This is a genomic window from Georgenia satyanarayanai (assembly GCF_900116375.1).
In the GTDB taxonomy this organism is placed as follows: domain Bacteria; phylum Actinomycetota; class Actinomycetes; order Actinomycetales; family Actinomycetaceae; genus Oceanitalea; species Oceanitalea nanhaiensis.
The window spans coordinates 107,144-117,438 of the sequence record NZ_UETB01000005.1 but is presented as its reverse complement, the minus strand read 5'-3'; the positions used below and the strand labels follow the sequence as shown (position 1 = coordinate 117,438).

Annotated in this window: 12 protein-coding genes; 7 read left to right on the top strand and 5 right to left on the bottom strand. The window is 72.2% G+C overall.

Features of this window, described 5'->3' with window-relative positions; all coding sequences use genetic code 11:
- The first annotated feature begins 1 nt into the window (after nt 1).
- From DSZ44_RS09090 to DSZ44_RS09080, 3 genes are all read left to right on the top strand, one after another.
- Complete coding sequence (locus DSZ44_RS09090) at nt 2–232, top strand: DUF3046 domain-containing protein (RefSeq protein WP_110852302.1); 231 nt, start codon at nt 2–4, stop codon at nt 230–232.
- A gap of 230 nt (nt 233–462) precedes the next feature.
- Nucleotides 463–1,506 carry a recombinase RecA gene (recA, locus tag DSZ44_RS09085; RefSeq protein ID WP_110852301.1) on the top strand — a complete coding sequence of 348 codons (1,044 nt, stop codon included), beginning with the start codon at nt 463–465 and terminating at the stop codon, nt 1,504–1,506.
- A 92-nt stretch (nt 1,507–1,598) separates the two neighbouring features.
- Nucleotides 1,599–2,084: a regulatory protein RecX gene (locus DSZ44_RS09080; protein WP_258369357.1), complete on the top strand. Its 486-nt coding sequence runs from the start codon at nt 1,599–1,601 to the stop codon at nt 2,082–2,084.
- Nucleotides 2,085–2,116: 32 nt separating this feature from the next.
- On the opposite strand, the gene DSZ44_RS09075 is transcribed toward DSZ44_RS09080, so the two are convergent.
- From DSZ44_RS09075 to DSZ44_RS09060, 4 genes are all read right to left on the bottom strand, one after another.
- The gene (locus tag DSZ44_RS09075; RefSeq protein WP_110852299.1) at nt 2,117–3,007 is read right to left on the bottom strand and encodes an amino acid ABC transporter permease; all 891 of its coding nucleotides are present in this window, start codon (nt 3,005–3,007) and stop codon (nt 2,117–2,119) included.
- Nucleotides 3,004–3,654, bottom strand: a complete 651-nt coding sequence (locus DSZ44_RS09070; protein ID WP_110852298.1) for an amino acid ABC transporter permease — start codon at nt 3,652–3,654, stop codon at nt 3,004–3,006. The genes DSZ44_RS09075 and DSZ44_RS09070 overlap by 4 nt, the downstream gene beginning before the upstream one ends.
- Before the next feature lie 65 nt (nt 3,655–3,719).
- On the bottom strand, nt 3,720–4,577 hold the full coding sequence (locus DSZ44_RS09065; protein WP_110852297.1) for a glutamate ABC transporter substrate-binding protein: 858 nt from the start codon (nt 4,575–4,577) through the stop codon (nt 3,720–3,722).
- Between the two features lie 42 nt (nt 4,578–4,619).
- Nucleotides 4,620–5,339: an amino acid ABC transporter ATP-binding protein gene (locus tag DSZ44_RS09060; protein WP_373681247.1), complete on the bottom strand. Its 720-nt coding sequence runs from the start codon at nt 5,337–5,339 to the stop codon at nt 4,620–4,622.
- Between the two features lie 138 nt (nt 5,340–5,477).
- Between DSZ44_RS09060 and miaB the strand changes: the two genes are divergently transcribed.
- The 4 genes from miaB to DSZ44_RS09040 all read left to right on the top strand — a co-directional run bounded on the left by miaB (nt 5,478) and on the right by DSZ44_RS09040 (nt 9,669).
- A complete protein-coding gene (gene miaB, locus DSZ44_RS09055) occupies nt 5,478–6,995 on the top strand; it encodes a tRNA (N6-isopentenyl adenosine(37)-C2)-methylthiotransferase MiaB (RefSeq protein WP_110852295.1) in 1,518 nt (505 codons plus the stop codon).
- 196 nt (nt 6,996–7,191) lie between these two features.
- Nucleotides 7,192–8,100, top strand: a complete 909-nt coding sequence (gene miaA / locus DSZ44_RS09050; RefSeq protein WP_110852294.1) for a tRNA (adenosine(37)-N6)-dimethylallyltransferase MiaA — start codon at nt 7,192–7,194, stop codon at nt 8,098–8,100.
- 90 nt (nt 8,101–8,190) lie between these two features.
- Nucleotides 8,191–9,102, top strand: a complete 912-nt coding sequence (dapF, locus tag DSZ44_RS09045; protein ID WP_110852394.1) for a diaminopimelate epimerase — start codon at nt 8,191–8,193, stop codon at nt 9,100–9,102.
- 42 nt (nt 9,103–9,144) lie between these two features.
- On the top strand, nt 9,145–9,669 hold the full coding sequence (locus tag DSZ44_RS09040; protein WP_146237508.1) for a hypothetical protein: 525 nt from the start codon (nt 9,145–9,147) through the stop codon (nt 9,667–9,669).
- 11 nt (nt 9,670–9,680) lie between these two features.
- Here DSZ44_RS09040 and DSZ44_RS09035 read toward each other — a convergent pair whose 3' ends face one another.
- The gene (locus DSZ44_RS09035; protein WP_110852292.1) at nt 9,681–10,286 is read right to left on the bottom strand and encodes a class I SAM-dependent methyltransferase; all 606 of its coding nucleotides are present in this window, start codon (nt 10,284–10,286) and stop codon (nt 9,681–9,683) included.
- Between the last annotated feature and the right edge of the window lie 9 nt (nt 10,287–10,295).

The following is a 10,295-nucleotide window of genomic DNA, read 5'->3' as shown; positions in this document are numbered from 1 at the left end:
GGTGAAGCACTCGGAGTTCCGGCAGGCGCTGGAGGAGACCTTCGGCTCGGCGTACGGCCGCACCCTGGCCGCCGAGCTCGCTCTCGTGCCCCTCGGGAACCGCACGCCCGACCAGGCGCTCGCGGACGGCGTGGCACCCCGCGAGGTCTGGGACGCGGTGTGCGACGAGATGGAGCTGGACGAGCGGGTGCGCTGGCGCCACCGGGGCACTCTGGACCCCAGGCGCCGCTGACGCGACGAGGTCATGCGCGTGTCGGGGACGCAGTCGAACGCCCGTTCGGTCTAGGCTGGTCCCCAGGGAAGGACGTGCCGCGGAACTCCACAGCAGGTGGGGGCCGCGACCCGGATGTCAGTGGTCGGACATAGCCTCCCCACAGGTAGCCGTCCGGAGAGGGCGGGCCCTGACAGACCAGCCCCGTCCCGCTCGGCCGCACCCGCCGGCCACGACACAAGGAGGCCCACATGGCCGCTCCCGTAGCAGACCGCAGCAAGGCCCTGGAGGCCGCGCTCAGCCAGATCGACCGCCAGTTCGGCAAGGGCTCGATCATGCGGCTGGGGGACGAGAACCGTCCGCCCGTCGCCGTCATCCCCACCGGGTCGGTGGCCCTGGACGTCGCCCTCGGCATCGGCGGGCTGCCCCGCGGCCGCGTCGTCGAGATCTACGGCCCGGAGTCCTCGGGCAAGACGACCGTCGCGCTCCACGCCGTGGCCAACGCCCAGCGCGCCGGCGGGATCGCCGCCTTCATCGACGCCGAGCACGCGCTGGACCCCGAGTACGCGAAGAAGCTCGGCGTCGACACCGACGCCCTCCTCGTCTCCCAGCCGGACACCGGTGAGCAGGCGCTGGAGATCATGGACATGCTCATCAGGTCCGGCGCGCTGGACATCGTCGTCATCGACTCCGTCGCGGCGCTCGTGCCCAAGGCCGAGATCGAGGGCGAGATGGGTGACTCCCACGTCGGTCTCCAGGCCCGCCTCATGTCCCAGGCGCTGCGCAAGATCACCGGTGCGCTGTCCGCCTCGGGCACCACGGCGATCTTCATCAACCAGCTGCGCGAGAAGATCGGCGTGTTCTTCGGCTCCCCGGAGACCACCACCGGTGGCAAGGCGCTGAAGTTCTACGCCTCCGTGCGCATCGACGTCCGCCGCATCGAGACCCTCAAGGAGGGCTCGGACCCGGTCGGCAACCGCACCCGGGCGAAGATCGTCAAGAACAAGATGGCCCCGCCCTTCAAGCAGGCCGAGTTCGACATCCTCTACGGCAAGGGCATCTCTCGTGAGGGCGGGCTCCTCGACCTCGGTGTCGAGCACGGCATCGTGCGCAAGTCCGGCGCCTGGTTCACCTACGAGGGCGACCAGCTCGGGCAGGGCAAGGAGAACTCGCGCCGCTTCCTCAAGGACAACCCCGAGCTCGCCGTCGAGATCGAGAAGAAGATCCTCGACAAGCTCGGGATCGGTATCAAGGCGGAGGACGCCACCACCGCCGAGGCGAAGGTTGACTTCTGAGCCTCTCGTCCCGGCCCGGTGGTCGGAGGCCCGCACCGGAGCCTCCGACCACCGGTGCTGCCGCCGAGGACGTCGAGCCGCCCGGTGAGGAGGTGGCGCGCGCCATCCTGCTGCGCCAGCTCGCCGCCGCGCCCCGCAGCCGGGCCCAGCTGGCGGAGAAGCTCGCCGCCAAGGACGTCCCCGAGGACGTCGCGGAGCGGCTCCTCGACCGTTTCGAGGAGGTCGGCCTCGTCGACGACGCCGCCTACGCGGAGATGCTCGTCCGCACCCGCCACCAGGAGCGCGGGCTCGCCCGGCGAGCCCTGTCCCACGAGCTGCGGCGCAAGGGAGTGGACCCCGAGGTCGCCGAGCAGGCCCTCGAGCAGATCGACGACGACGACGAGCTCACCGCGGCCCGTGACCTCGCCGTCCGCAAGGCCCGGGCGAGCCGCGGCCTCGACCCGGTCAAGCGCCGTCGCCGGCTCGCCGGCATGCTCGCCCGCAAGGGCTACTCACCCGGGGTCGCGATGCGCGCCGTCGACGACGCTCTCGCCGCGGACGGCGAGGAGACCGACGGCGACCCGCTCGGCTCGCCGTAGGCGGGCAGAGCGGGTCGCCCCCACCGTGGGTGTCAGACGTTGGACCCGGTCGACAGGGGATTGCGCGCCGCTGCCTGGCGCCCGGGCTTCCCCACCCTCTGACCCCGCTGGCGCAGGCGCCTCTCGACGACGATCGCCAGCCGGGTGAGCGTGAAGTTCAGGGTGAGGTAGATCCCCAGCGCGGCGACGAAGAACGGTAGCCGGCTCTCGTTGCCGAAGAAGTTGTAGTTGATCTGGGACGCCCGGAGCAGCTCGTGGTAGGCGATGATGAAGCCGATCGAGGTGTCCTTGAGCAGGACGACGAGCTGGGCGATGAGGCTCGGCAGCATCACCCGTACCGCCTGCGGCAGCATGATGATGAAGAAGTTCTGGAACCAGGAGAGCCCGATCGCCGAGCCCGCCTCTCCCTGGCCCTTGGCGAGGGAGGACAGTCCGGCGCGGAGGATCTCGGCGACGATGGCGCCGTTGTAGATCACCAGTCCGAACACCACCGAGGTGAACGGGCTGAAGTCGAAGACGAAGTACCCGAACATCATGAGCACGAGCACCGGCAGTCCGCGGAAGAGCTCGATGAGACCGGTGGTGGGGGTGCGGACGGCCCGGCGCGGGGTGGTCCGCAGGATGACGAGGACGAGCGCGAGCAATCCGGCCAGGGGCATCGCGAGCGCGGCTGCCTTGAGGGTGCCCTGGATGAGTCCGCCCCACAGCAGCGAGTCCCACCACACGTTCTCGACAGTCTGGCCACGCGGGGGGTCGACGAGCACGAGCCACCGGTCGTTGAAGATGTCGTTGCGGTACATCGCGTACAGCCCCCACGCGAGAACCGCGAGGATGAGGAGCCCGGCCAGGGCGGAGAGCAGGCGCTGGCGGCGGCGGGTGACCGGACCCGGCGCGTCGTACAGGACGGTGCTGACGTCATTCATCGTGCGAAGGCCACCTTTCGCTCGATCCGGTTGGCAAGCGTGCCGGCGGGCACGGTGATGATCAGGTAGAAGACGGCGATGCCGCTGAAGACCCAGAGCGCGGTGCCGGGATTCGCCAAGGAGACCGTCCGCGCGGCGGACACGAGCTCTGCCGACGCGAAGCCGGCGGCGATCGAGGTGTTCTTCACCATCGCGATGAGGACGTTGATGATGGGCGGCACGACGGTGCGCAGGGCCTGGGGCAGGACGACGAGCGTGAGCGACTGGCCGCCGGTGAGGCCGATGGACCGCGCTGCCTCCGCCTGCCCGATCCCCACGCTGTTGATGCCCGAGCGGACGGCCTCGCAGACGAAGGCCGAGGTGTAGACCGACAGGGCGACGATCGCCTGGGTGCGGCCGATCGGGATGAGGATGTCCATGGTCAGCAGCACGCTGGAGACGAAGATGAACAGGAGCGTCAGCGGGGTGTTCCGCATGACCTCGACCCAGGCGGTCGAGACCCAGCGCAGCGTCGAGAGGGGGGACACGCGCATGGCGGCCAGGACGACTCCCGCCACCAGTGAGATGACGCCGCTGACGACGGCGATGTACAGCGTGGTGAGGAAGCCGTCCCAGAAGGCCGGCAGGTTGTCGAGGACGACGTTCATTCAGGTTCCCGATCAGCGTGGATGCGGTCCGGGGCGCCGCAGCGCCCCGGACCGCAGGAGTCGGCTCAGTACCGGTCGACCTCGGGCGGCTCGGGCGTGTCGAGCACCGCCCCGGCGGTGTTCTCCCACGCCTCGGCCCAGCGTCCGTCATCGTAGGCCTCCTCGAGGACGTCGTTGATGAACGTGCGGAACTCGTCGTCACCCTTGGCCAGGCCGATGCCGTACGGCTCCTCGGTGAACTGCTCCCCGACGAGCTTGAAGTCGTCGGGCTGCTCGTCGACGTAGCCGGCGAGGATGACGTTGTCGGTGGTGACCGCGTCGACCTGGCCGCTGCTCAGCGGGTCGAGGCAGTCGGTGTAGGCGCCGTAGGTGACGAGCTCGGCGTCGGGGTAGTTGTCGCGGATGTTCTGCGCCGGCGTCGAGCCGTCCGCCGAGCACACGGTCTTGCCGGCGAGGTCGTCCGGGCCGTTGATGTCGGTGTTGTCGGCCGCCACCATGAGCGACTGGCCGGCGACGTAGTACGGCCCGGCGAAGTCGATGAGCTCCTTGCGGTCGTCGTTGATCGTGTACGTCGCCACGACGATGTCGACCGCCCCGTTCTCGATGAGCTGCTCGCGCTGGGCGGACTGGGCCTCGACGAACTCCGCCTCCACGCCGAGGGAGTCGGCGATGAGCTGGCCGATCTCGACGTCGAAGCCGACCGGGACGCCGTCGGGGCCCTGGAGGCCGAAGAGCGGCTGGTCGAACTTCGTGCCGATGGTGATCGTCCCCTCCTCGACGATCCGGGCCATCGTGCTCCCCTCGGGGAACTCCGAGGGGTCGACGGCCTCGGTCTCGGTGCCGCCGTTGTCGTCACCACAGGCAGACAGCGTGAGCATCCCTGCCGCCGCCAGGGCGATCATCGTCCTTCGAGTCTTACGCATGCTCTTCTCCTTCAGTTGGCACACAACGCGGATCGGGTTGGGTCAGTGGGTGAGGATCTTGCCCAGGAAGTCCTTGGCGCGGTCCGTCTCCGCGTGCGTGAAGAACGACTCCGGGTCCTTCTCCTCGACGATCTCGCCGGCGTCCATGAAGACGACGCGGTCGGCGGCGCGGCGGGCGAAGCCCATCTCGTGGGTGACGACGACCATGGTCATGCCCTCGCGCGCGAGGGAGGTCATGACGTCGAGGACCTCGTTGATCATCTCGGGGTCCAGCGCGGAGGTCGGCTCGTCGAAGAGCATGACCTTGGGCTGCATCGCCAGGGCCCGGGCGATGGCGACGCGCTGCTGCTGGCCGCCGGAGAGCTGGGCGGGGAGCTTGGACGCCTGGTTCGCGACACCGACACGCTCGAGCAGCCCCATGGCCTGCTCCTTGGCCTCCTTGGCCTTCATCCCCTTGACCTTCACCGGCCCGAGGGTGACGTTGTCGAGGACCGTCTTGTGGGCGAAGAGGTTGAAGGACTGGAAGACCATCCCGACGTCGGCGCGCAGACGGGCAAGCGCCTTGCCTTCGGCGGGCAGCGGGGTGCCGTCGACGAGGATCTCACCGGAGTTGATCGTCTCGAGGCGGTTGATGGTTCGGCACAGCGTCGACTTGCCGGAGCCCGACGGGCCGATGACGACGACGACCTCGCCGCGGTGCACGGTGAGGTCGATGTCCTTGAGGACGTGGAGCTCGCCGAAGTACTTGTCGACGTGCCGCATCTCGACGAGGGCCTCGGAGGTCGGTGGCGGCATGTCCGGCTCAGTCATAAGGGTCAACTTAACCAGTGATGTGGCTGGGATCATGATTTTCGGGGTCACGGTCGGGACACGGCGCGGCGCAACTACACTTGCTCGACGATGACTGCCACCGCGAGCGCGCCCCGCACCTACGTCGTGCGCACCATGGGCTGCCAGATGAACGTCCACGACTCCGAGCGCCTGGCCGGCATGCTCGAGGGCGCCGGCTACGTGCCCGCCGAGGCGGGTGCCGGCGAGGCGCTGGGCACCGGCGCCGACGTCGTCGTCATCAACACGTGCTCGGTGCGCGAGAACGCCGCGAGCCGGCTCTTCGGCAACCTCGGTCAGCTCGCGTCGGTCAAGCGCACGCGGCCGGGGATGCAGATCGCCGTCGGCGGCTGCCTGGCCCAGCAGATGCGCGACGGCATCGTCGACAAGGCGCCGTGGGTCGACGTCGTCTTCGGCACCCACAACCTCGACGTCCTGCCCACCCTGCTCGAGCGGGCGCGGCACAACGCCGAGGCGCAGGTGGAGATCGAGGAGTCGCTCAAGGTCTTCCCCTCGACCCTGCCCACCAAGCGCGAGTCGGCCTACGCCGGCTGGGTGTCGATCTCCGTGGGCTGCAACAACACGTGCACCTTCTGCATCGTGCCGCACCTGCGCGGCAAGGAGCGCGACCGCCGGCCGGGGGACGTGCTCGCCGAGGTCGAGGCCGTCGTCGCCCAGGGCGCCATCGAGGTCACGCTCCTCGGTCAGAACGTCAACTCCTACGGGGTGGGCTTCGGGGACCGCGGCGCCTTCGCCAAGCTGCTGCGCGCCTGCGGGCAGGTCGAGGGCCTGGAGCGGGTGCGCTTCACCTCCCCGCACCCCGCCGCCTTCACCGACGACGTCATCGAGGCGATGGCCCAGACGCCCACCGTCATGCCGCAGCTCCACATGCCGCTGCAGTCCGGCTCGGACCGGATCCTGCGGGCCATGCGGCGCTCCTACCGCTCGGCGAAGTTCCTCGGCATCCTCGACCGCGTCCGTTCCGCCATCCCCGACGCCGCGATCAGCACCGACATCATCGTCGGCTTCCCGGGGGAGACCGAGGAGGACTTCCAGGCCACCCTCGACGTCGTCGAGGCGTCCCGCTTCGCCAGCGCCTTCACCTTCCAGTACTCCCCGCGGCCGGGCACGCCCGCGGCCGACCTGCCCGAGCAGGTGCCGGCCGACGTCGTCGCCGAGCGCTACCAGCGCCTCGTCGCCCTCCAGGAGCGCATCGGCACGGAGGAGAACGAGCGGCAGGTCGGGCGCACCGTCGAGGTGCTCGTCGCCGACGGCGGCGGCCGCAAGGACGGCGCGACCGCCCGGATCAGCGGCCGGGCCGCCGACAACCGGCTCGTCCACGTCGCGCTTCCCGACGGCGTCACGGACCTCCCGCGTCCCGGCGACATGGTGACCGCGACCGTCACCCACGGCGCTCCCCACCACCTCGTCGCCGACTCCCCGGCGCTCGGCGGCACCTACGCCCTGCGCCGCACGCGCGCCGGCGACGCGTGGGAGCGCGCCCAGCGCGGGGACCACGACCACGGCGGTGGCGCCTCGGCAGCCGACGGTGCGGTGACCCTCGGCATGCCGACCCTGCGCACCCGCTGAGCCGGCCTACCACCGCGCCCCTGTCCGACGCCCCCTTCCCGCGCCCCCTTCCTCTCCCGCGCCCCCTTCCCGCGTCCCCATCCCTTCCTGCCGCGAGCGCTGAGTTGTTACCGGGCGTCCCGGTAACAACTCAGCGCTCGCGGCAGGGGGTGGGGCAAGGCGGGGCGGGGCGGGCCCGCCGCGTAGCCTGGGCGCCGTGCACTCTCCCGTCCTCGCCGTCGTCGGACCCACCGCGACGGGCAAGTCCGACCTCGCGCTCGACGTCGTCGACCTCCTCGGCGGCCCTGGGTCCGCCGAGGCCGTCAACGCGGACGCGATGCAGCTCTACCGCGGCATGGACGTCGGTACCGCCAAGCTCGCGGTCGCCGAGCGGAGGGGAGTCGTGCACCACCAGCTCGACGTCCTCGACGTCACCGAGGAGGCGAGCGTCGCGGCCTACCAGCGCGAGGCGCGCGCCGACCTCGCCGCCGTCGACGGCCGGGGCCGCCGCGGTGTCCTCGTCGGCGGCTCGGGGCTCTACGTCCGCGCCGTCCTGGACGAGCTCGAGTTCCCGGGCACGGACCCCGAGGTGCGCGGCCGCCTGGAGGCCCGCGCCGAGGAGGAGGGCCCCGGGATGCTGTACCGGGAGCTGGCCGAGCGCGACCCCACTGCCGCCGAGCGGATCCCGCCGGGCAACACCCGGCGCATCGTGCGCGCCCTGGAGGTCATCGAGCTGACCGGCCGGCCCTACTCCGCCACGCTGCCCGAGCACCGCTACCACCTGCCCGCCGTCCAGGTCGCCATCGACGTCCCGCGCGAGGAGCTCAACGTCCGGATCGCCGCCCGCACGCGGAGGATGCTCGACGGCGGCCTGCTGGAGGAGACCCGCGAGCTGCTCGCCGCGGGACTGGCGGAGGGCCGGACCGCGTCCCGCGCCGTCGGCTACGCCCAGGCCGTGGCCGTCCTCGAGGGACGGCTCAGCGTCGAGGAGGCGCACGAGGCCATCTCGATCGCCACCCGCCAGCTCGCCCGCCGCCAGGAGAAGTGGTTCCGCCGTGACCCCCGCGTCCACTGGCTCCCGCCGTCGCCCGACCTGCCGGACCGGGTAGCCGCCCTCCTGGCGTAGTCCGCCCCCTCGGCCGCCTGCGGGAGGGCGTCGTCACAGGAGTGCCGGGCGCGTGCGGAGGTTCCGGGGAGGGCGCGTAGGCTCGTGGGCATGTCGCTGCTGGCCCCGCTCCGGGGTGTCCCGCTCACCAAGGGGCACGCCACGGAGAACGACTTCGTCCTCCTCACCGACCCCGACGCCCGCCTCGACGTGGACGCCGCCGCCGTCGCCGCGCTGTGCGACCGGCGCGCCGGCATCGGCGCCGACGGCCTCGTCCGGGCCGTCCGGTCCGCCGCGCTGGGGACGCCCGAGGCCCGCGCCGCGGCAGCCGAGGGCGCCGAGTGGTTCATGGACTACCGCAACGCCGACGGCTCGGTCGCCGAGATGTGCGGCAACGCCGCCCGGCTCCTGGCCACCTACCTCGTCGACGAGGGCCTCATCGCCCCCGCGGACGGCGAGCCCGTGCTCATCGGCACCCGCGGGGGCGTGCGCACCGTCACCCGCACCGGCACCGACTGGACCGTCGACATGGGCCCCTGGCAGCTGCCCGGGGGCGGCGACGCCGTCACCCGCGGCTTCGACGTCGCCGTCCAGGTGCGCGGCCTCGAGGGCACCCGTGCCGGGCTGCGCGTCACCATGCCCAACCCGCACGCCGTCGTCGCCCTGCCCGACGAGGACGAGCTGGCGGCGGCCGACCTCGTCCCGCTCGTGGCCGTCGACCCCGAGCCCGCCGACGGCACGAACGTCGAGATCGTCGTCCCCCTCGGGGAGACGACGACGGACGGCGAGGCCACCGGCGCCGTCCGCATGCGCGTGCAGGAGCGCGGTGCGGGGGAGACACGCTCGTGCGGCACCGGCGCCTGCGCCGTCGCCGTCGCGCTGCACGCGTGGGGAGGGGCCGGGGCACCCCGGCTGTGGCGCGTGCTCGTGCCGGGCGGGGAGCTGCTCGTGCGGCTCACCGACGACGGCCGCGCCCTGCTGACCGGCCCGGCGACGCTCGTCGGGCGCGTCACGCTGCGCTGACCCACGGCCGTCCCCGCCGCGGCGTCGGTACACTCCCCGGCCATGGCTCTCCAGCACCGCACAAGGCGCTCCGTGTGCCTCGCGACCGGGATGCTTGCGGCACTCCTCCTCCTGCCGGCGTGCGGGACCGTGACGTCGCCCGGCGCGACGGGCTCGAGCCCGAGCCCGCTCCCCGCCTGCCCTGCGCCCGTCGACGGCCAGGTGCCCACGGACTGCGTGCCCTACGACCCGGAGCACGCGATGGAGCAGAACGAGCGGTACCGCGACCGCGCTGCCCTCGACGGGAGCGCGAGGGCCGGCAACGCCGGCACGCTCGAGCAGGCCACCGAGGCGCTCGAGGCGCTCGGCGCGAGCGACGAGCCCCTCACGGAGGGTGCGGTCGAGCGCGCACTCACCGACGTGGGCCTCGAGCACGTCCGGGCACGCGGCGACGGTGCCGGCGGTGTCCGCTTCGGGGTCGGCGCGCCGGCAGGCGGGTGCCTCGTCGGCGGTGTCGCGGCGGACGGCAGCGTCAGCGCCCAGCTCGCCGGCGTCATCCTCGACGGCGGCTGTCTCCCGGCGAGCTGAGCGGAGGAGGACTACCCCCGGCGCACGTCGAGCACCCGGAAGCCCTTGGAGCTCGACAGGCGCTCCGTCGGCATGCCGAGCTCGGTCTCGACCCAGCGCTGCAGGGAGTCGGCCCCGAGGTTCTTGCTCACCACCAGCCGCGCGTGCCCGGCGGGTGCCAGCCGGCCCAGCCACGTGCGCAGCAGCTCGTGCAGCGCCTCCTTGCCGATGCGGATGGGCGGGTTGGACCACAGCTCGTCGATGCCGTCCGCGACGAGCCCACCGGCCTCCTCCGGGGCGGTGGCGACGACGTTGCCGAGCCCGAGTGCGGCGGCGTTGCGCGCGGTGAGGTCGCGGGCCCGCTCGTTGACGTCGACGGCGACGACCCTCGCCGCGGGGGAGGCGGCGGCCATCGCCAGGGTGATCGGACCCCAGCCGCAGCCGAGGTCGACGAGCGTCCCGGTGGGCGCCGGGTCGGGCACGGCGTCCAGGAGCACGCGCGTCCCGATGTCGAGCCGGTCGCCGGAGAAGACGCCCGGTGCGGTGCGGACCTGGACCGGCCGCCCGCGCAGGACGACGTCGATGGTGCGCGTCTCGCCGGGGGACGCCGGCCGCGCGGTGAAGTAGTGCTCGCTCACGCACGAAAC

Bases quoted from the DNA above. Each gene is read 5' to 3' on its own strand.
- recA (WP_110852301.1), top strand. From the start codon at position 463: ATGGCCGCTCCCGTAGCAGACCGCAGCAAGGCCCTGGAGGCCGCGCTC.
- DSZ44_RS09075 (WP_110852299.1), bottom strand. From the start codon at position 3,007: ATGAATGACGTCAGCACCGTCCTGTACGACGCGCCGGGTCCGGTCACC.
- DSZ44_RS09070 (WP_110852298.1), bottom strand. From the start codon at position 3,654: ATGAACGTCGTCCTCGACAACCTGCCGGCCTTCTGGGACGGCTTCCTC.
- DSZ44_RS09065 (WP_110852297.1), bottom strand. From the start codon at position 4,577: ATGCGTAAGACTCGAAGGACGATGATCGCCCTGGCGGCGGCAGGGATG.
- DSZ44_RS09060 (WP_373681247.1), bottom strand. From the start codon at position 5,339: ATGCGGCACGTCGACAAGTACTTCGGCGAGCTCCACGTCCTCAAGGAC.
- miaB (WP_110852295.1), top strand. From the start codon at position 5,478: ATGACTGCCACCGCGAGCGCGCCCCGCACCTACGTCGTGCGCACCATG.
- dapF (WP_110852394.1), top strand. From the start codon at position 8,191: ATGTCGCTGCTGGCCCCGCTCCGGGGTGTCCCGCTCACCAAGGGGCAC.
- DSZ44_RS09040 (WP_146237508.1), top strand. From the start codon at position 9,145: ATGGCTCTCCAGCACCGCACAAGGCGCTCCGTGTGCCTCGCGACCGGG.